The organism is Pseudomonas sp. AK106, assembly GCF_053903055.1.
This window is the reverse complement of record NZ_CP096426.1, coordinates 2,970,517-2,992,969: the sequence shown is the minus strand read 5'-3', so window position 1 is coordinate 2,992,969 and position 22,453 is coordinate 2,970,517. Positions and strand designations below refer to the sequence as shown.

Genomic DNA, 22,453 nt, shown 5'->3' with positions numbered 1-22,453 from the left:
ACCCTTGGTTACTTGGGGTGCTTTTCCAAGTAACTCGCCGAAGGCGAAATGTCTGCCGTTAGGCAGACGCTCTTGATTTGGCTACTCGCGCGTAGCGATCTCATCGAGGTGGTTCAGCAACGCCAGCGGATCCTCATACACCCGCAACGCCCCGGCGCGCTCCAGCTCGCTCACGTCATACCCGCCCGACAACAGCCCGATCCCCGTCGCCTTGCACCGCCGCGCCGCCAACATATCCCAGATCGCATCACCCACCACCAGACAATCCTCGATCCTCGCCTCAATCTTCTTCGCCGCCGTCACAAACAAATCCGGGTCCGGCTTGCCATTCTTCACATCATCCCGCGTGATCAGATTGATCTGCTCCGGCTCCAGCCCCAACGCCTTCAGATTGATCCGCGCCGTCGACATCTCCCCACTGGTCGCGATGCACCAGGGAAAACCCTCATCGTCCAGCGTCTTCAACAACTCCACGGCCCCCGGCAGCGCAATGATCTGATCCTGGGTTCTCTCGTACGCCTCAGCGTGCCTTTCACTCAACCGCTCAGCCTGCGCCTCAGTGATCTCCATCCCGGTTTCACGGGACAGCATCTTCAGCATCAAGCCGCCGCTCATACCGATCTTGCGGTGGATGCGCCACATCGCCAGTGGAATGTTCTCTGAATCAAGGGCTTCCTTCCATGCCGTGACGTTCTGATAAACGCTATCGGTCAAGGTGCCGTCGAGGTCGAAAAGGAAGGAGGTATTGGATCGCATGGTGAGGCTCCGTTGGTCAACAGGTCATCCGCTGACAATGACTAAAAATAAAAGGGGAAGCGCCCGGCGTTCAGGCCGGGGCATAAAAGCGGTTCAGGACAACCCGAGTGTCAGCCGCTTCAACCGGCATTCCACGACCTTGTCGTAGAACTCGGAAAGCGCGTCGGCCTGCTGCGCGTCAATGCCGCCGCAGCACCGCAGCCCGAGCACGAAGCCGTTGGCCTGAGCGCCGTTCTTGACCGCGTCGATGGTCGAGCCCGACGCATGGATATCAGCCAGGATGCGCTCGCTTTGCGGTCGCAGTACGGGGGGCAGGTGGTCGAGGATGTCGGTCATGGGGAAGGCTGCCTTTCAGTTCTCTGTCCGGCTGTCTGTGTCTGCACAGCAGCGGTTGAATGCTCATGCAAGACCTGACCGGGAGAGGGGCGCAGCGGTTCCGACAAATCCTTCAAATGACCGCGAACGGCAGGGGTCGTGGGACTGGCTTTGGCCAGGAAGGGGTCGTGTGCTACACCACAACACTGATGGTGTACAAACCGGCCTCTTCCCGGCTGAAGCCGGTCCCACCAGAATCAATCTATACGCGGGTGCTGCTGAACCAGCGTCTCGCGCTTGGCTTGCAACTCGGCAATCTGCGTGTCGATGTCTTCAATCTTCTGCTCAATGTTGTCGTGATGCTCCTGCAGCAGCTCACGGGCTTCGTTGAGGTCCGACGCCGCCGGCGCGGCGCCACGCAAAGGCTTGTTCGCGGTCTCTTTCATGGTCAGGCCGGTGATCAGGCCCACTACCGCCACCACCATCAGGTAGTACGCCGGCATGTACAGGTCCTGGGTGGTTTCAACCAGCCAGGCGACCACGGTCGGGGTCAGGCCGGCAATCAGCACCGAGACGTTGAAGGCACTGGCCAGCGCGCTGTAGCGGATGTGGGTGGGGAACATCGCCGGCAGCGTCGACGCCATGACACCGATGAAAAAGTTGAGGATCACCGCGATCAATAGCAGACCGGCGAAGATCAGGCCCAACTGGCCGCTGTTGATCAGCTTGAACGCCGGAATCGACAGCACCAGCAGCGCGATGCTGCCAGCGATGATGAAGGGGCGACGGCCGATCTTGTCGCTGAGGAAACCGATCAGCGGCTGCACGAACAGCATGCCGACCATGATCGCCACGATGATCAGGACGCCGCGGTTTTCGCTGTAATGCAGGTTGTGGGACAGGTAGCTCGGCATGTACGTGAGCAGCATGTAGTACGTGACGTTGGTCGCCGCGACCACGCCGATGCAGGTCAGCAGGCTGCGCCAATGCTTGGTCGCGACTTCCTTGAACGAGACTTTCGGGCCGTGTGCCAGGCCTTCGCGGTCACCCTGTTCGAGCTTTTCAACGTGCTGCTGGAACGCCGGGGTTTCTTCCAGCGCGTTACGCAGGTAGAGGCCGATCATGCCCAGGGGCAGGGCGAGGAAGAACGGCAGACGCCAGCCCCATTCGAGGAACTTCTCCTCGCCGACCACGGACGAGATGAGCACCACCACGCCGGCACCCAGCACAAAACCGGCGATCGAACCGAAATCCAGCCAGCTGCCAAGGAACCCCCGTTTGCGGTCCGGCGCGTATTCAGCGACGAAGATCGAGGCGCCGGTGTATTCGCCTCCGACCGAAAAGCCCTGGGCCATCTTCGCCAGCAGCAAAAGGATCGGCGCCCAGATGCCAATCGATTCATACGAGGGAATCAGTCCGATGGCAAAGGTACTCAAGGACATGATGACGATGGTCGCGGCGAGGACTTTCTGTCGCCCGTACTTGTCACCGATGGCGCCGAAAAACACGCCGCCGATGGGGCGAATCAGGAAGGGCACGGAAAAGGTCGCGAGGGCCGCGATCATCTGCACGCTGGGGTCGGCGCCGGGGAAGAAGATCTTGCCCAGTGCGTAGGCCACGAAGCCGTAGACGCCGAAGTCGAACCATTCCATTGCGTTACCCAGCGCGGCGGCGGTGATGGCCTTCCGCATCTTGGCATCGTCGACAATAGTGATGTCTTGCAACCCGATCGGGTTGACGGTTTTCTTGCGTGATCTCATAAAAGTCCCGGCAGCTAGAAGTGTGACGTTGCGACGTTGTGGCGATCGGCATTGCGACCCACGGCAGCGCATACACTCGAAAGAGGTGGTGTGCTGTCGTAATAGTGGCAGGCCGATCTGCATCAGATAGGACCCTGACACAATTAATTCAGAGAAATCCCTGGTTTTTTGAAGTTTATTCAAATGAGTGATTAATCGAGCGGCTCTATCGACCGATAAAGTCAAACAGGTTGGATCCAATGAATTAAATGCATCAGAACAAGACAGGCGGTAGTCTCAGCCTATTGATTAAGTGATGGCTCAATGACATATTTGCTGCGCCTTCAACTCATGCCCACGGAAAAAAATGCGCCCCTTCAAGTCACTTGTTGCAGCCTCGGTGCTGATCAGCGGGTGCAACGGAATGCCCACCGCTTTCACCCAGGATCCTGTCTTTGACCAAGCCTTCGTCGTCCATTCCGGTGCGCCGCTGCCCTATCTGTTGATGGGCACCGCGATCCAGTGGAATGAAGATTACGCCGTCACCGTCAAGCACATCCCTTACATCTCCGGCGCGGTATTCCAGGGGCAAGGCGACGTACAGTTCTTCAAGCACAAGGCCGATTCCGTTCCGATGTGGCGCTCGTACCAGCCGGGTGAAGAACTCACCTCAGTGGGCTACAACTCCGCCTACATGTCGGTGAAAGGCACAGGCCGCGCGCTGCCGGCGATGATTCGCCTGGACGCCAAAGAAGGCAACGTAATGTACGGCACCCATGATGGCCCGGTGGCCAAGGGCATGTCGGGCGGCCCGGTGTTCGCGGCAGACGGCAAGGTGGTGGGGATCACCGTGGCATTGCTGACCTCCAGCGACCTGGCCAAGATCAAGCGCCCGGACCTGGCCAACCAGCCACGGATCAGTATTTTCATGCCGTACAACGAAATCAACCGTGAGTGGACCCGTTACATGGCTCAGGCCAAGCCGGCCACGCCAGCGCCGACCCACCTCGCGGTCAACTGATCAACGCTCACGCAACGCTTCGCGGGCGCGGTTGAGGGGTTTGATGAGGTAATCCAGCACGGTTTTTTCACCGGTGCGGATGTCCACCGTGGCGATCATCCCGGGGACGATGGCAAAGCTCTTGCCCGCCTTGTTGCGCAGTACGTCCGAGTCCGTGCGGATGTACACGCGGTAGTAGAAGATTTCCGGCTTCACCTCATCCTGAATCGTGTCCGGCGAGATGGTCACAACCTTGCCGTCGAGGCTGCCGTAAATCGAATAGTCATAGGCCGTGATTTTCACCTTGGCCTGCTGCTCGGGGTGGATGAACGCGATGTCCCGGGGCGAGATGCGCGTTTCGATCAACAGTTGCTCATCCAGCGGGACGATCTGCATCAGCTGTCCGTTGGGCGGCACGACCCCGCCGATGGTGCTGACTTCGATGTCCTTGACGATGCCGCGCACCGGCGAGCGCAAGGTCAGGCGAGACAGCGAGTCGCTGCGGCCGCGGATCACCGCTGACAGCATCTGCGCCTCGGCATTCGCTTTGGCCAGGTCTTCGCGGGCATGCACCATGTATTCGGAACGCGCCTCGGTGGCCTTGAGCTCAAGCTCGGAGCGCTGGCGGTTCAGGCGCAGCACTTCGACCCGACTCGACGCTCCGATTTTCGCCAGATTCTCGGTGATCGCCAGTTCGCTGCGCACCAGCTTCAGCGAGCTCTCGATGCCGGTAAGGGTTTCGCCGAGGCCCCTGCGCCGGGCGTTGAACAAGTCGGTTTCGGCGCGACGCAGCTCCGGGTACTTGTCCAGCGACGCATCGAACGTCAGCGGCTTCTCGCTGACTTCGGCCTGCAGCCGGTTGACGCTGGCCAGCGCCGCCCGGTACTTCGCCTCGCTCTCGCCGACGTTCGACTCACTCTTCACCGCATCGAGCTGCGCCAGCACCTGGCCGCGCTCCACCAGCGTGCCTTCGCTGACGTTCAGCTCCTTGATGATCCCGCCCTCCATGGACTGAATCAGCTGCTCCCTGGAACTGGGCACCACCTTGCCGGTGCCGGTGGACACTTCCACCACCTGAAACCAGGCCGCCCAGGCAAGGAAACACGCGAGCATCAGCGCGCACGTCCAGATCACCCGCACGCTCCCGGTGATGCTGCGTTCATCCTGGCCGTCGAGGTAGGTGACTTGATCGCCAAGCCGTGGGGTTTGCTCCGTGGTCAATGCGTTCATGCCTGCGCTCCTTGCGGCTGTCTGAGTCGGGTGAGGGCGGCGTCGCGGTGGTCATCGATGACGATGCGGCCGTTGTCCAGCACGATGATCCGTTCCACCAGTTGCAGCAGGCTGACCCGGTGGGTGGCGACGATCAGGGTGCGGCCCTGACACCAGGTCGAGAGTTTTTCCAGCAGCTGGCGTTCTGTGATGTCGTCCAGCGAGGCGGTGGGTTCGTCCAGCAGCAGCACCTGGGGCTGACGAATCAACAGGCGTGAGAGCAGCAGGCTCTGACGCTGACCGCCGGACAACCCCAGGCCGCCTTCAAGAATCAGGTGGTCCATGCCTTTGGGCAACTGCCGGACAAATTCCAGCGCGCCGGTCACCGACAGGGCAGCGATGATTTCCTGATCGCTGGCCTGGCCGGCGCCGAGGGTGAGGTTGTCCCGCAGCGTGCCGTGAAACAGCCGCGCCTGCTGGGACATCAGGCCGACGTCCCGGCGCAGGTCGGCCGGATCAAGGTGGGCCAGCGCAATGCCGTCCAGGGTGGTTTCGCCACTGGACAAATCCATTGAGCCTGCCAGCGCCTGCAGCAGCGTGGACTTGCCTGCGCCATTGCGCCCGAGAATGGCGACGCGCTCGCCCGGCCGAATGTTCAGGTTGATGCCGCTCAGGGCAGGCGCGGCCTCTTCGCTATGCTTGAAGCCGGCCTGACGCAACACGTAGTCGCCACGAATGGCGGGCACATGCACGCGCTGACTGCCTTCGGGGTGATCGACCGGCATCTGCATCAGCCGGTTGAGCCCTTGCAGCGCGACCTTCGCCTGCTGCCAGCGGGTGAGCACGTGGGTCAGCTGCGCCATTGGCGCCATCATCCGCGAGGCCAGCATCGAGGCGGCCACCAGGCTGCCGGTGGTGAGGTCGCCGGCAATCACCATGGGCGCGCCGAACACGATGACCACGGCAAACACCGCGCCCTGCACGTTCTGGGTCCAGGCCACCAGGCTGTTGGTCAGCGAGCGCAGTTTCAGGCTGCTGTCGGCCGACGCGGCGTTGTAGTGATTCCACTGCTGCTGGAAACGTTGCTCGGCCTGCAGCGCCTTGATGTCGTCCATGCCCTGCACGGTTTCCACCAGCATGGCGTTGCGCAGTGCGGCTTCGCGCATCGAGGCATTGGCCAGCCGCGCCAGCTTGCGTTGGGCGAGGACGCCGGGCAGCACCATCGCCACCAGCGCGACCAACGGGATCAACACCAGTGGCCCGCCGATCAGGTAGAACACCAGCAAAAACAGAAAGAAAAACGGCATGTCCGCCAGCGCCGTCGCAGTGCTGGAGGTGATCAGGTCGCGGATCTGCTCCAGCTCGCGCAGCTGCGAAATGAACGAGCCGGTGGATTTCGGCCGCGCCGAGTTACGCAAGCGCAGGGCGTGGCCGAAGATCAGGTCCGAGACCCGCAGATCCGCGCGCTTGCCCATCACGTCGGTGATGCGCAGACGCATGATGCGCATGACGAAGTCGAACACCAGCGCCAGCATCACGCCGCCAAACAGCACGTACAGGGTCGGCAGGGATTCGGCCGGAATCACCCGGTCGTAGACCTGCATGGAAAACAGCACGCCCGCCATGCCCAGCAGGTTGGCGACCAGCGACGCCAGCATGACCTGGCGGTAGGGGCGCAGGTCGCTGAGGACGATGCGCCGGAACCAATGCTCGTCGTAGGGCTTGATGTAGTCGTCGGTGCGCACGTCGCTGAGGGGCTGAATCGGCCGCAGGACCACCGTGCGCAGGGCGTGCTCGGCGAGGACGGCCGGGTCGATGCGGCTCTGCAGGCCCTGGTCGCCGCTGTAGGCGATGCCCAGTTCGCCTTGCTCGCTGACGCTTTCGATCACGCCGACCTGGCCGTCGCGCAGTTGCACCAGCAGCGGCGTGCGCCAGCGGGACAGGCTTTTGCGGTCGTAACGGGCGAACTTGACGCTCAAGCCCGCCTGACGCGCCATGTAACGAACCACTTCTTCGACACGGCCCTCGCTATTGGCCGAGGCCAGGCGGATGCTTTCCGGTGACACGTCGAGGCGGTAATGCCGGGCGACGGTGAGGATGGCCTCCAGCCACGGCGCGTAGTCCGGACGATCAGGGCCTGCCGCGGGGGCTTCAGGAATGACGACGGTCTCGGTCATGGCAGGATCTCCACGTGCTGGATGGTGCTGTGATCGATGCCGAACGCGCGGCGCAGCGCACCGCTGTTGTACAGGCAATCGATCTGCAGACGGCGCAGGTCAGCCTGGGTGTTGGCCAGGTCGAAGCGCGACTGGTGGATTTCCTGCTCGGCGTTGAGCAGGTCGAGCAGCGGCCGGGTGCCCAGTTCCAGGTACTGCCGGCCGTACAACTCGCGGGCTTCGGTGATGCTGGTCTGCCGGGATTTCAGCGAGCTGAGCCGGCGCGTCAGGCCGGACGTCTGCGCCTGCGCCTCGCCCAGCCCTTGCCGCGCCTGTAGGCGTGCGGCGTCCTCGGCGGAGTCAGCGGCGGTCAGGGCGTAGTTGGCGGCGCGGCTGCGGGCGCTGGTGGCGCCACCCTGATAGATCGGCACTTCCAGGTTGAGAAAGATCCCCGCCTGGGTGCGATTGATCGTCGAGTTCTGGTCGTCGTAATGATCGTCCAGAAACTGGTTGACCGAGGGCTGCAGTGACAGCGTCGGGTAGGCTTCCGCCTTGGCCTGGGCCAGTTCGGCCTGGGCCTGGGTGCGCTGGGCGGCGGCTTGCAGCACGGCGGGGAGGGCGTCTGTGCTGATGGGGGCGGTGCAGGCGTCGGTCATCGAGGCGCTGAAGGTGCTGCTGACCTGGGGCGGGGTCTGCCGACCGAGCAGGTTGGTCAGCGTCGACTGCCAGCGTGCATACAACGCTTTGTACTCTTGCAGCGTCGCCATGCCGCCCTCGGCGCGGGACTGCGCCTGAACCACGTCGGAACGGGTGCTCGCGCCCATGTCGCTGCGCTGCCTGGCCAGCTCGACGATATCGCCGATGCCGCGAATTTGCTCCCGGGCGATGTCCACCAGACGCTGATAGCGCTGGACTTCGATGTAGGCAAACGCGGTGTCGCGGCTGACCTGATCGATCGCCAGCAGAATGCTCGCCTGACTGCGGGCGGCCTTGGCACGGGCCGCCTCGACTGCGTTCGAGACCTTGCCGAAATCGTAGAGCATCTGTTTGAGGGAGATGCTCACCGACTGGCTGCCGTCGTCGCTGCCATAGCCGCTGGTGTAGCCGCCTTTTATCCCGCCGGAGATCTGCGGGTAGTAACCGGCTTCGGCCACGTTGATGCCCTCGGCCTGTTGATACAAGGTGCCGATCGCTTCGCTGATGCTGGGGTGCCAGTCAACGGCGAGCCGGACGGCCTGTTCGAGGCCCAGGGTCTGACTGTCTTCCTTGACCCCGACCGCTCCGGGCCCGGAACTGCCTTTGGCATTGCTTTTGTGACTGCCTTCACGACCATCGCCCTTGCTCCGCTGATCCGCGGGCTTCGCCTGCAGGCGGGAAGGGCTGATGCTGCGCAGGCCGGGATCGATTTGATCCTCTGCCAGCGCAACGGAAAAAATCGGGTGACACAGGCCGACGGTCAGGACGACCGCCGTCCATTTCTGCTTGCGAACGCGCTCCACATGGCTTCCTTACTGTACGAATACAGAGCTTCCCTTTTGTTGAATCAACCGGCCGAGCGCATTGATCGGCCGGTTGAACCCCGCCTCCGGCAGCGCCAGAGGGCGGGCTGATCAGACGACGTGAATACCGTTCTGCACCCACAGATGATGGGTTGGATCTTCTTGCGGCGTGTACTGGGTGTAATCGACGCCATCGGCCTGTTGCGCGCCGCCGGCGACCCAGGTGTTGGTCATGTGCACGCTGTCTCCGCTGCCTCCCTTGATGATCAATGTGCTGCTGTCGGCCGAGGTAATGGACACCAGGTCCGCCAGGCTGATGGTCAGCGCGACGGCACTGGTGTGGTTCAGGTCCAGCACCTCGATGTTGTGGATCCGGCTCTGCAGATCGCCCAGGTTGATGGTCGCGTCGCCCCCGGCCCACAGCAGGGTATCGGTGCCCGTGCCGCCATCGACCGAGGCGAAATGCTGGTCGGCGATGATCAGCGTGTCGTTGCCGGCGCCGCCCTGCAGGGTGACCGCCCCACCATGGGACCCGTCCAGCGTGTCATTGCCGGCGGTGCCCTGGATCAGCGCGGCACCGGTGGTGGCGATGGCCGTGGCGCTGTGATCATCGCCGCTCGCTACGGTGGACAGCGCGGCAAACGAGGTAGTGGCGACGGCACCGGCCTGTTCCAGATCAATGGTCAGCGTCGCCGTGTCGGTGGTGCCGTTGGGGTGCTTGAGTTGGTAGGTAAAGACCTCCTCACGGCCGATGACCGCATCGGTCTGGCCCGGCGTCAGGGTGTAGGTGTAGCGCCCGTCGGCCTGCACCAGCAGCGAACCGTAGGTGCCGACAATGGTGGTGCCGTTGTAGCCCGGCGTCACGTAACTGCCGGCCGCCAGCACGTTGAGCACGGTGTACGCCGAGCCCAGCACATCAGCGCCGCCGCCGGCTGTGTCGGTGAGCAGATTGCCCGCCACCGGGGTGTAGCTGCCCACCACGAACTGATTGGTGTAGGTGGCGTCGTTGGTCAGGCTGATGTTGACCGTACTGGCGACACCGACGCCCCCGGCGGCGAGTTTGACCTGATAGCTGCCAGGTCCCTGGTCATCGAAGCGCGCGGCGTAATTGCCGCCGCCCAGATTGGCGAGCGAAGCACCACTGTAGTTCTTGACCAGCACGTACTGGCCGGTGGCGGTGTTGAGCTTGTACAGGCCCAGGGTCAGGGACCCGAGCAGGCTGAGCAGGTTGGAGGAGTTGACCACTACCGTCAGGTCACTGATCGCACCGGCCGCCACGCTGGTGGTCCATGAACCACTGCCGCCCAGCACAGGCACGATGAACGGGCCCAGCGCCGTGGTAGTGATGACCTCCTTGTTGACCAGCGTGATGTCACTGACTGCGATGTCGTTGGTGGCATCGACCACCAGGGCCGGGCTGGCCAGGCTGGTATCGCTCCACACCTCGGTGGCCTGTGGGCTGTCGATGCGCACGTACAGATTGGCGGTGTCGCTGAGGCCATTGGGGTGCACCAGCTGATAGCTGAAGACATCCACTTTGCCGACGCTGGTGACCGCGCCGTCGGGCCGGTAGCTGTAGTTGCCGCTGGCGTCGATGGTCAACGTGCCGTACAGGCCTTGCACTGTGGTGCCCGCGCTGGCGGTGACGTAGCTGCCGTTTTTCAGCACCTGCAACACAGCGCCGTTGTCCGGGCCGGTCACGTCTGCCTGGCCATCAATGCCAGGGTTGGTGATGACGTTGCCGATCACGGGGGCACCGGCCACCCCGTTGAACTGGGTCAGGCTGGTGACGTCCAGCTGCAGCTGCGTGGTGACGTTGGTCACCACGCCAATCCCGGTGCTCGACACGACCAGCCGGTAATCGCCGCCCAGCAGATCGCCGATGTTCACCCGCACGCCCTGGCCGGTCAGCGCCACCAGATCGAGCAGGCCGCCGTTGCCATTGACGTCCAGGGTCACCCAGTTGCCGCTGGCGTTCTTCACCTGCAGCGTATAGACCACGCCGTCGAGCAAGGACACGGCACTACCGGTGGTCAACGTCAGGGTCGGGTCGAGGCTGGTGCCGCTGTTGACCGTAAACACGAACGCCTTGGAGAAACCGGCCAACAAGGTGGTGAAGGAGTCCGCAACGTTCTGCGTGGTCTTCACCGGCACGAGGCTGACGGTGGCGGTGGCCAGGTTATCGCTGGCGATCACCGGCGTGTTGACGTCGATGTCCGGCGCGGTGACGTTGGCCACCACCGACAGGTTGCCCTTGATGTCAGTGAGGCTGACCAGCAGGGTTTCGCCGTTGATTTGCGCGGGGGCGAGGGTGACGCTGAAGATTCCCGTGGCCCCGACGGTGCCCGTCCCGAGCACCGCGCCGCCGGTGGATTTGATTTGTACCGTCGAACCGACTTCGCCCGTGCCGCTGACGGTCAGGCCATCGACGCTGACCAGCAGCGCAGCGGGTGCAGCGGGGGGTGTCAGGTCAGGCGCAATGGCGCTCGCCGAAAGCGACACGTTACCCGCGGCATCGGCCTGGGTGATGCTCAGCACTTGATTGTTGATCTGCGCGGTGTTCAGCGCCACCGAGAAGCTGCCGTTGGCGGCGACTGTCGCGCTGCCAAGCACAACCCCGAGTGCGTTGCGCACGGTCACGGTCGACCCCGCGACGCCGGTGCCCGTGACCACCGAGCCGCTGGCGTTGATGCTCACCGCCGTCGGTGCGACGGGGGCCGTGGTATCAGGTGCCACCAGGCTGCCGGCGGCCGACACGTTACCGGCGACGTCCACCTGACGCACCGTCAGCGCCTGGCCGTCTAGTTGCGCGGCGTTGAGGGTGAGGCTGAACGTTCCGCCCGCGCCGACCGTGGTTGTGCCCAGCAGCGTGCCGCCGGCATTGACCACGTTGACCCTCGCGCCCACTTCACCGCTGCCGCTGAGGGTCAGTCCGTTGGCGGCCAGCACCAGGGCAGAAGGGGGATTAGGCGCCTGAATATCCGCAGCGGTGACCGTCGCCACGGCCGAGGCGTTGCCCGTCACGTCCGCTTGCTGGACGCTCAGCACCTGACCGTTCAACTGGGCTGTGGAGAGCAAGACGACAAACCCGCCCGCGGCATTGACCACTGCGCTGCCGAGCACTGCGCCGGCCGCATTGGTGACCCGTACGGTCGCGCCTGCCTCGCCGTTACCGCTGACTTGCAGGCCCGCGCCATTCAGGGCGACGTTGGTCAGCGCAGCGGGTGGCGTGGTGTCGACAGCACTGAGGTTGGCGAGCAACGAGACGTTGCCGGCGACATCACGCTGGCTTACCGACAGCAACTGACCGTTGAGCTGGGCCGCCGAGAGGTTGGCGCTGAACGTGCCGTCCACTGCCACCGTTGCGGTGCCCAGAACGACGCCGAAGCTACTGCGCACCGTGACCGTCGCGCCGGCTTCGCCAATCCCGCTGAGCACAGTGCCGGCGGCATTGAGGGCCAACACCGTCGGTGCATTCGGCGCGGTGATGTCGGGGGCGGTGACCGGCAATATGCCGGACTGCAAACCCACGCTGTCGGTCTGATACGCGTTGAGCACCTGACCGTTGGCTTGCGCCGGGTTCAACAAGACGCCAAACGTACCGCCGGCATTGACCACGGCGGTGCCGAGCGTAACGCCCGCGGCGGTGGTAACGTTCACCGTCGCCCCGGCTTCGCCACGTCCCGTCACCAGCGTACCGGTGGCGCTGACCGCGAGGTCGCTGAGCGCAGCCGGTGGCGTTGTGTCAGCCGCCACCACCGCAGCCGGCAAAGAAGCGCCACCTGCTCCGGTACTCGCCGTCACGCCAAGGCTTTCGCCGTTGGTTTGTGCGGTGTTGAGGGTCACCGTGAACGTACCGCCAGCATTGGTGGCCGCCGTCCCGAGCACGGCGCCTGTTGCGCTGTACACCGTGATGGTGGTGCCCGTTGCGGCGCTGCCGGTCAGGCTCAGACCGTCGGCGCTGACCTGCAGATTGGTCGGCGCATTCGGTGGCGGGGTCACGGGCACGGTGAGGTTGAGCGTCCCGGACACATTGTTGCTGGCGTCCACCTGACCGACCGTGAGCACGTTGTTGGCCGTGACGCCAGGGGCCAGCGTGATCACGAAGGTGCCGTTGGCCGCCACTTGCCCGGTGCCGAGCGTGACGCCGAGGGAGTCTTTGACGGTCACGATCGCGCCCGCTTCACCGCGGCCTGCCAACAGCAGGTAATCGGCGCTGATGGTCAGGTTGCTGACAGGATCAGGCGCCTGAGTGTCCGGCACTGTGTAAACCAGCGGCGCGGAAGCGTTGTTGGCCGCGTCCGTTGCAGTCACGGAAATGACTTGCCCGTTGGCCTGCGCAGGATTCAGCCCGACTTCGTAACGTCCCCCGGCGTCGGTCCGCGTGGAGCCCAGCAACGTGCCGTCGGCGGACCTTACGGTCACCGTGCTGTTGGCTTCGGCAGTTCCTTGCAGAATCGTGCCATTGCCGGTCAGCGAGATGAACGTCGGAATCACTGGCGGCGTGATGTCCGGTGCGGTGACCGCCACCGGCGTCGAATCGTTAAGTGCTGCATCGACCTGCACCACCGACAGCGACTGGCCATCAAGCTGCGCGGGCGCCAGCGCAAAACTGAACGTGCCGTCCGCGCGCACGATGGCGGTGCCGGGCAACGGCGTGTCCGCCACCGACACCGTGACCGTGGCCCCGGGTTCCCCGCGACCGCTTAGGGTCAGGCCGTCCTGGCTGACGGAGAGGTTGGTCACGGCGAGCGGGTCGGTGACGTCGTCGGCCCGGTAAACCACCGTGCCGGACACGTTGTTGGCCGCATCGGTCTGGGTGACGTTGAGCGTCTCGCCGTTGAGCTGGGCAGATGACAGCGTGACGCTGAACGAGCCGTCGGCCAACACCGTGGTGGTGCCGAGGCTGGCGCCGGTGGCACTGGTCACTTTGACCGTGGCGCCTGCTTCACCGGTGCCGGTCAGGATCAGGCCGTCGCCACTCAGCGGCGCCAGGACCGGCAGCGCGGGCGGGGTATTGTCGGGCGCGGTAACGGGCGCGCCAACGGACGGATTGCCCGCAGCATCACGTTGCACGATCGACAGCAGTTCGCCGTTGATTTGCGGCACCGATAGCGAGACCGCGAAATTGCCATCGACACCCACCACGCCGGTGCCGACGAGGTTGCCTGCCCCATCGGTGATCAACAGGCTGGCGCCTGCCTCACCGCGGCCGCTGACCACTGCGCCGGTGTCATCGATTTGCACGTTGGTGACGGGTGCGGGCGGCGTCAGGTCGGGTGAAGCCAGGGAGCCCGCAGCCGACGCATTGTTGGTGGCGTCGGTGAGCACGACAAACACCGGCTGACCGGCGTTTTGCGTCTGTGACAGGTTGATCAGGAACGTGCCATCGACGCCCACGGTGCCGGTGCCGACCAGCGTGCCATCTGCCAAGGTGATGCGCACCCCCGCACCGACTTCTCCGCTCCCACTGAGCACGCTGCCGGAAGCATTGAACTGCAGATCGGTGGCGACGGCTGGCGGGGTCAAATCCGGCGCGGTGACCGTCGCTGGCACGCTGACATTCCCGGGTGGGTCGGCCTGCTGAACGCTCAGCACCTGGCTGTTGATCTGCGGGGTGGTGAGGGTGACGCTGAACGTGCCGTCGGCCAGAACCAGGGCGGTGCCGAGCAGCGTGCCGCCGGCGTCGCGGACGGTGACGGTGGCGCCGGCTTCACCGGTCCCGGTGACCACCGCACCGGCGGCGTTGATGCGCACGTTGTCCAGCGGGTCGGGCGGGGTGAAGTCCGGGGTGGTCAGGCTGGCTTGGGGTGACACGTTGCCGACGGCATCGCGTTGCACCAGCGTCAGCACTTCGGCGTTGGACAGCGCCGGGACCAGCACCAGGGTAAAGGCCCCAGTGCTGCCCACCGTTGCCGTGCCGAGCACGGTGCCGAGCTCGTTGGTCACTGTGACAATTGCCCCGGCTTCACCGCGGCCGGTCAGCGTTGCGCCATCGCTGGAAATGCTCAGCTGGGTCAGGGCCAGCGGCGCAGTGGTATCGACCGAGGTCAGGCTGGCAGGCAGGGAAATATTCCCGGCCGCGTCAGTCAGGGTCACCGCCAGCAGTTCGCCGTTGGCTTGCGGGGTGGTGAGGGCGAGCTGGAAGGTGCCATCAATGCGCACGCTGCCGGAACCGACCAGCGCGCCGCTGGCGTTGAACACATTGACCGTGGCGCCAGGCTCACCGGTGCCCGAGAGCATCGCGCCGTCTGCCGTCACCGACAGGGCGAGCGGCGCATTCGGGGCGATCAGGTCTCTGGCGGTCAGCGCGAGGCTGGCCGATTCATTACCGGCGAGGTCGGTCTGGCTGATGCTCAGGGACTGGCCGGCAATCTGCGGCGGGTTCAGCGTCAGCGAGAAGTTGCCGTCGAGGCCCACTTGCCCGGTACCCAGGATGACCCCGCCAGCGCCGAGCACCGTCACCGTTGCGCCCGCTTCGCCGTGGCCGGTCAGGGTGACGCCGTTGGCGTTGAGGATCAGCTCGGTGAGCTGCCCGGGCGCGGTGACATCCGCCGCCAGGTAACCGGTGGCCAGCGAGTTGATGCCGTCGCTGGACGTGGCGATGGCCGCAAGCGATTCACCGTTGAGCTGCGCGGCATTGAGGGGCGCGCTGAACGTGCCGTCGCCGTTGACCAGCGCCGTGCCCAGCAGCACACCCGAGGCGGTGCGGATGCTGACAGTGCTGCCGGCGTTGGCGGTACCGGTCAGGGTCAGGCCGTCTGCGCTGAGGGCCAGATTCACCGGCGCCGGTTCGGCGAGATTGCCGGGCGCAACCACCGTGCTGGCGTCGGAAGCATTGCCGGCGGCGTCGGTCTGGACCACGGTCAACGTGCCGCCGGCCACTGCCGCCGGGGTCAGGCCGAGGGTGAAGCTGCCATTGGCGGCTACGGTGGCGGTGCCCAGCGCGTTGCCGTTGGCATCGCGCACCACCACTGTCGCACCGGGCTCGCCGATACCGCCCAGGGTCAGGCCATCGGCGCTGACCGCGAGGTTGCTGACGGCGGCGGGCGCGACGGTGTCGGCGGCTTGGTAAGGCGCTGCCACCGAGACATTGCCGGCCGCATCAGTGGCCGTGACACTGAGGCTCTGGCCGTTGAGTTGGGGGCTGGACAGGGTGACCTGGAACACACCATTGGCGCCGGCGACGCCTGAACCCAGCACGTTGCCGGCCGCGTCGCGCACGGTGACGGTGCTGCCGGCTTCGGCGTTACCTGCCAGTTGCGCGCCGCTGCCGCTCAGCAGCAGAGCGGTCGGACTGTCCGGTGCCGTGAGGTCGACGGACGTCACGTTGACCGCCGTCGAGACGTTGCCGGGCGGGTCTTCCTGGGTGACGGTCAGCACTTCGGCATTGAGCTGCGCGGTCGTCAGGGTGACGCTGAACGCGCCATTCGCGGCCACCAGCGCCGTGCCCAACAGGGCACCGCCAGCCGTGCGCACCGATACCGTCGCGCCAGGTTCGCCCCGGCCGGTCACGGTCAGGCCGTCGGCGTTCACCGCCACTTGGGTGAGGGCGGCGGGCGGGCTGATGTCCGGCGCTGTGAGGTTGATCGACGGCGAGACATTGCCGCTCGGGTCGGTCTGGCTGATGTCCAAGGCCTGACCGTTAGTCGGCGCAGGGGCGAGGGTCACGGTAAAGGTGCCGTCACTGGCCACAAGGGCGGTGCCAAGCAACGTGCCGGTGATGTCGAGGACTCTAACAGTCGCACCGGCCTCACCGGTGCCGGTCAGTGTGCTGCCGTTGGCGCTGATCAGCAGGTTCTGCAGCAGCGCCGGCGGGGTGGTGTCCACCGTGGTCAGGCTTGCGACGCCCGATACGTTGCCCGCCACGTCAGTCAGGGTGACGGACAGCGGTTCACCGGTGGTCACGGCGTTCGGCAGCGTGACCTGGAACTGGCCGCTCTGGTTGACGATGCCGGTGGCGAGAACGTTGCCGGCGGCATCACGAATGGTCACGGTCGCGCCGGCTTCACCAAGGCCGTTGACCACGGTGCCGACGTTGTTGATGGTCACACCGGTGGCGGCATCGGGCGCCTTCAGGTCCGGCGCAATGATGCTGCCCGATTGCGACACGTTGCCCGCCAGGTCGGTTTGCGTGGCGGTGAGCGGCTGGGCGTCCAGTTGGGGCGGCGTCAGTGCGATGACGAACGTGCCATTGGGCGCAACCGTGCCGGCGCCCAGCACGGCGCCGCCACTGTTTGTAATGGTCACCGTCGCGCCGGCTTCACCGCGCCCGGTGACGGCGCTGCCATCGCCATTGATGGTCAGACCTGCCGGCGCGTCGGGTGCCGTGAGGTCATTGGCGACCACCAGCGCGGTGACCGAGGTGTGGCCTGCGTCATCGGTCGAGACGACGTGCAAACTCTGCGCGTTCAATTGAGCGAAACGCATCAGGATGCTAAAGCGGCCAAAGCTGTTGACCCTGCCGCTGCCCAGGCTGACGCCGTTGCTGTCGAGGATGTTCACCGTGCTGCCTGGAGTTGCGGCGCCGGTGAGAATGAAGCCGTCGCTGCTGATCGCCATATCGCTGGGGGTCGCCAGCTGGGTGCCGTCCGGCCCTGGGAGGGTGACCGCGTTGGAGGCGTTGCCGATGGCGTCGGTGCTGATGACGTCGACGTTGGTGTTGTTTGCAGCAGGCGGAATAAGGCCGATAACAAACGTACCGTCCTGGCCAACCGTGCCGGTGCCGAGCACGACATTGCCCGGCCCGCGAACGGTGACGGTGGTGCCGGGTTCGCCGACCCCGGAAACGTTCGCGCCGTCCGGACTGATCGCCAGATTCGTCACATCGACCGGTGGTGTGGTGTCCGGTGCGAGCACCGGGGTCGCCAGCGAATCGTTGGCACCGTCGGTGGCGACCACTTGCACCGTCTCGCCGTTGCTCAGGATCGGCGCAACGTTAAAGATGAAAATCCCGTCCGCCCCGGCAACGGCAGTGCCGATCTCAACGCCAGCGGCATCGAGAATTCTCACCGAGCCACCGGGCACGGTGGTGCCGGTCAAAAGCCCGGCGGCATCCAGCGTCAGGCCGCTTGGCACGGGCGGCGCGGTGAGGTCGGGTGCCGTGACGGAACCGGCCAGCGAGGGCAGGGTGCTGGCGTCGGTCTGGGTCACGCTCAACACCTGACCGTCCAGCTGCGGCGGGCTCAGGGTCACCGCGAAAATGCCGTTGGTTCCCACGATGGCCGAGCCCAGCAGGGTCCCGCTGACATCCCGCACTTGAACGGTATCGCCCGCAACGCCTGTTCCGGAAACGGTCAGGCCGTCGTTGCTGATGGTAATCCCGGCGGGCGCGCCCGGCGCAGTGGTGTCTGGCGCGTTGAGCGAGGAGGCGGGGGAGATGTTGCCGGCGGCGTCGGTCTGCTTGACCAGCAGCACCTGGCCGTCGGCCTGGATCGCGTTGAGGAGGACGTCGAAGCGGCCGTTCAGCGGGTCGGCCGTGGCGGTGCCCAGCACGTTGCCATTGACGTCGAGCACGTTGACGGTGGCGCCGGGCTCGCCCTGGCCGCTGAGCGTCAGGCCATCGGTGCCAAGAATGAGGCCGGTGGGGGCGTCGGGGGCCTGGATGTCCGCCGCCAGCAATGGCGTGGCGGGAGAGGCCAGGGCCGAGCCGTCGACTTGCGTGACGCTCAGGGGCTGATTGTTGATCTGCGCGCTGGAAAGCGTCACTTCAAAGCGCCCGTCACTGCCGACCACCGCGCTGCCCAGCGTTGCGCCGAGGTCATCCTTGACGGTGACGGTGGCGCCGCTCTGGCCGTTACCGGTGACGATCAAACCGTTGGCCGACAGATTGAGGTTGGTCACAGCTCCCGGTGCGATGACGTCGGGCGCCGTGACCGGAGCGGCTACCGACTGGTTGCCTGCAGCGTCGATCTGGGTGACTTGCAACAACTGACCGTCGGTTTGAGCGGTCGTCAGGGTCAGGGAGAAGCTGCCGTCGGGGCCGGCCTGGCCGCTGCCAATGACGTTGCCGGCCGCATCTCGCACCGTGAGGCTTGCGCCGGCTTCACCGGTACCGGTGAGGACCAGACCCGTGCCGTCGAGGACAACGCCGGTCAGCGACGCAGGCGCCTGGGTGTCGGGGGTGATGAAGCTTACCGACGGTGCCAGGTTGCCGGTGCCGTCACTGGCGCCGATCAGCAGGGTCTGGCCGTTGTTCTGCGGGCTGTTCAGCGTCACGCTGAAGCGACCGTCGGCGGCAGCGATCGCCGTGCCGAGCACCGTACCGTTGAGGGTGGTGACCGTGATCGTTGCCCCGGCCTCGCCGGTGCCGGTCAGCGTTGTGCCGCTGGCGTCGATGCTGATCGCAGCGGGTTGCAGCGGGCCGTCGAGGTCTGGTGCGCTGACGGGGGTGGCAAGGGACGGATTTCCGGCAGCGTCGCTCAGCACCACCTGCAGTGCCTGGCCATTGGTTTGAGGAGAAGCGAGCGTGACGGTGAAGTTGCCGGTTGCGGACGTCACGCCGGTGCCGATGACAATGCCAAGGACGTCCCGTACCGAAACGGTCGCACCGGGTTCGCCACGGCCGGTCAGGGTCAGGCCGTTATTGGCGACGCTGAGATCGGTGGCAGCGGAAGGACCGGTGACGTCGGGCGCGGTGACGGGAACGGTGACCGAGCTTTCGCCCTGACCGTCGACCGCGACCACGTCGAGCACTTCGCCGTTGGCCAGGCCCGGGTTGAGCACCACGGTGAAGCTGCCATTGGCGCCCACGGTCGCACTGCCGAGCAGCACGCCGTCGGCATCGCGCACCTGGACCACCGAACCGGCGCTCGCGGTGCCGGTCAGCTGGGTGCCGTCACCACTGATGACCAGACCGGAAGGCGTGGTCGGGCCGATGGCGTCGGGCGCCGTGACCGCCAGCACGGTGGACGGCAGCCCTGCGCTGTCGGTCTGGATGACTTGCACCAGATCGCCGGGGTTGACCGGTGGAGTCAGGGTGGTGGCGAAGGTGCCATTGGCGCCGACGACCACCGTGGCGATTGGCGTGCCGTTGGCCACGAAGGTCACTGTCGCACCGGCTTCTCCTTTACCCGAGACCTGCGTGCCGTCCGCGCTGATCACCACATCGGTGACCTGGGCGGGTGGCGTGGTGTCGGCGACGGTCAGCTCGGCGGAGGCGGAGTTGCCCGCCGAGTCCGTGGCGCTGACGTTGAGTCTTTCGCCATTGAGTTGCGCGATGTCGAGGGTCACGCTGAAGGTGCCGTCGAGACCGGCGCGGGCGACGCCAATGACTGCCCCCGACGCAGTGCGCACAAGGATTCGAGCGCCCGCTTCGGCAACACCTGTAAGGATCAGGCCGTCAGCCGACAGGACGAAATTCGAAGGCGTCACCGGCGCGGTGGTGTCCGGTGCTTGCAGTGCCACGTTGGCGGAGATGTTGCCGGCGGCATCGGTCAGGGTGAGCTGCAGCAACTGACCGGCGATTTGTGACGCGTTCAGGGTGATGTTGAACAACCCGTCAGTGCCCACGACGGCCGTGCCGAGCACGTTGCCGATTGCATCGATGACGCTGGCGATACTGCCGACTTCGCCACGGCCACTGACGATCAAGCCATTGCCGCTGATCGCGATGCCGGTCGGCGCATCCGGCGGCGTCACGTCCCCGCTGGGGGGCGTGACGTCGATGTCCGGCGCCAGCGCCTGAGCCGTCGGGGAGACGTTGCCGGCGGCGTCGACCGCATTCACGGTCAGCGACTGGCCATCGGTTTGCGCGGGGCTGAGCCCGAGGCTGAAAGTGCCGTCTGCCGCAACGACGCCGCTGCCCAGCAGGGTGCCGTCGGCGGCGCGCACCTGAATGGTGGCGCCGACTTCGCCGGAGCCTGTGATGCGCGCGCCATCGGCGCTAATGGCGAGGTTGACCGGCGCATCGGGTGGCGTGGTGTCGCCGGGCGGGGTGATATCGATGTCCGGCGCCAGCGCTTGAGCCGGCGGGGAGACGTTGCCGGCGGCGTCGACCGCATTCACGGTCAGCGACTGGCCGTCGGTTTGCGGTGGGTTGAGCCCGAGGCTGAAAGTGCCGTCTGCCGCAACGACGCCGCTGCCCAGCAGGGTCCCGTCGGCGGCGCGCACCTGAATGGTCGCGCCGACTTCGCCGGAACCGGTAATGCGCGTGCCATCAGCGCTGACGGTAAGGTTGGCCGGCGCATCGGGTGGCGTGGTGTCGCCAGGCGGGGTGATATCGATGTCCGGCGCCAGCGCCTGAGCCGTCGGGGAGACGTTGCCGGCGGCGTCGACCGCACTCACGGTCAGCGACTGGCCGTCGGTTTGCGCGGGGTTGAGCCCGAGGTTAAAAGTGCCGTCTGCCGCAACGATGCCGCTGCCCAGCAGGGTGCCGTCGGCCGCGCGCACCTGAATGGTCGCGCCGACTTCGCCGGAACCGGTAATGCGCGTGCCATCAGCGCTGACGGCAAGGTTGGCCGGCGCATCGGGTGGCGTGGTGTCGCCAGGCGGGGCGATATCGATGTCCGGCGCCAGCGCTTGAGCCGGCGGGGAGACGTTTCCAGCCGCGTCGACCGCATCAACGGTCAGTGATTGGCCGTCGGTTTGCGGTGGGTTGAGCGACAGGCTGAATGTTCCGTCTGCCGCCGCGGTACCGCTGCCGAGCAAGGTGCCAGCGTTGTTGCGAACCCGAACGGTCGCGCCGGCTTCACTGATGCCGGTCAGGGACGTCCCGTCTGCACTGACCAGCAGATTGCTCGGGGCCACGGGAGCTGACGTGTCAGCGGCATTTCCACCGCCGCCACCACCACCGCCACCTGCGACCCCGCCCGCTGCCGCCGCCGCACCGCCCGCGCCCAACAGACCCAGCCCGGCAATCGCAAAGGTGGGGGTCGTGCCCCCCACCACGCCGGCTCCGGCGATGAGCTCATCCAGAGAGCTGACTTCGTCGAAGGTAAAGCCGGTGAAGGACTGAGTGTCGTACTGCGCCTGCCACAGGGTGCCGTCTTCGCCCTGAAACACCATGTCGCTGGTGGGGCCTTCCGGCGCGGTACTGAAGAAGTTGGCAACTTTGACCTGTTCGCCATTCTTCAAATTAACCACCAGGTCTTGCCCATTTCGGGAGACCGAAGCGACTTGGCTGGGTGGAACGGGCATTTGAACAACGGAGGGTGAATTGAGTGAAAGATCGCCCCACGTGTTGGCAGTAAGTTCGGAGGTTGCTTTATTGGCTACAACAATATTGTCCATTCTGACAGTCCTTTTCTTCGCTTTTAGCACTACAACAACGCGGGTAATGGCGTGTCATACCAGCCACCTGATTCATCGAGTCAGGCGCAGCTTTGTTTCTTGTTAGGCGTGACGCTGTTTGCCAATAATTTAGATCGGATCTATTCGAGATCAATGGAAAATACTTTGACGTTTAACGATATGACGAAGTGGATATGACGTAAGCCATTGACCCTTCGGCAGAAATTTGTAGTTAGATGTCGATCTACCGATCGTCGGCGGGTTTGCGCAAATGTGCTCGTACGAGTGGAAAACGTTTGCGCGTTACAGTCGATTAGTTGAAGCGCCACTGTGGCTGTCGGGACTGGGTGGATCTCGTTGCGCATATTCACCTGAATGTGCAAACGCTGAAGGACGTGCTGCGTTTTATATTTCACGACGGCGGGCAGGGGGGCAGGCTCAGTCTCGGTACCCGATGATCGAGGTGCCGGCCAAATACTTGTTCGCTGATGTTGCAAAGGCTGTAAGGTGGTGAGTTAACACCGTACGAGGCTATTTCGCTCATTCAGG

At 65.1% G+C, this 22,453-nt stretch carries 8 protein-coding genes; 1 reads left to right on the top strand and 7 read right to left on the bottom strand.

From position 1 onward, the window contains the following. Positions 1–81 precede the first annotated feature (81 nt). From M1E04_RS13275 to proP, 3 genes are all read right to left on the bottom strand, one after another. Positions 82–756, bottom strand: a complete 675-nt coding sequence (locus M1E04_RS13275; RefSeq protein ID WP_065991604.1) for an HAD family hydrolase — start codon at positions 754–756, stop codon at positions 82–84. Between the two features lie 93 nt (positions 757–849). After that, positions 850–1,092 carry a hypothetical protein gene (locus tag M1E04_RS13270; RefSeq protein ID WP_065991605.1) on the bottom strand — a complete coding sequence of 81 codons (243 nt, stop codon included), beginning with the start codon at positions 1,090–1,092 and terminating at the stop codon, positions 850–852. Between the two features lie 236 nt (positions 1,093–1,328). Further along, complete coding sequence (gene proP, locus M1E04_RS13265; protein ID WP_192131440.1) at positions 1,329–2,831, bottom strand: glycine betaine/L-proline transporter ProP; 1,503 nt, start codon at positions 2,829–2,831, stop codon at positions 1,329–1,331. A 403-nt stretch (positions 2,832–3,234) separates the two neighbouring features. On the opposite strand from proP, the gene M1E04_RS13260 reads away from it, so the two are divergent. After that, positions 3,235–3,831, top strand: coding sequence for a S1 family peptidase (locus M1E04_RS13260; protein WP_244160408.1), 597 nt, complete (start codon positions 3,235–3,237; stop codon positions 3,829–3,831). On the opposite strand, the gene M1E04_RS13255 is transcribed toward M1E04_RS13260, so the two are convergent. The 4 genes from M1E04_RS13255 to M1E04_RS13240 all read right to left on the bottom strand — a co-directional run bounded on the left by M1E04_RS13255 (position 3,832) and on the right by M1E04_RS13240 (position 21,904). Continuing rightward, a complete protein-coding gene (locus tag M1E04_RS13255) occupies positions 3,832–5,040 on the bottom strand; it encodes an HlyD family efflux transporter periplasmic adaptor subunit (RefSeq protein ID WP_065991607.1) in 1,209 nt (402 codons plus the stop codon). Next, positions 5,037–7,196, bottom strand: a complete 2,160-nt coding sequence (locus M1E04_RS13250; RefSeq protein WP_065991608.1) for a type I secretion system permease/ATPase — start codon at positions 7,194–7,196, stop codon at positions 5,037–5,039. The genes M1E04_RS13255 and M1E04_RS13250 overlap by 4 nt, the downstream gene beginning before the upstream one ends. Beyond that, positions 7,193–8,674, bottom strand: coding sequence for a TolC family outer membrane protein (locus M1E04_RS13245; protein WP_456291469.1), 1,482 nt, complete (start codon positions 8,672–8,674; stop codon positions 7,193–7,195). The genes M1E04_RS13250 and M1E04_RS13245 overlap by 4 nt, the downstream gene beginning before the upstream one ends. A gap of 111 nt (positions 8,675–8,785) precedes the next feature. Next, positions 8,786–21,904, bottom strand: a complete 13,119-nt coding sequence (locus M1E04_RS13240; RefSeq protein WP_456291468.1) for a BapA/Bap/LapF family large adhesin — start codon at positions 21,902–21,904, stop codon at positions 8,786–8,788. Positions 21,905–22,453: the final 549 nt, after the last annotated feature.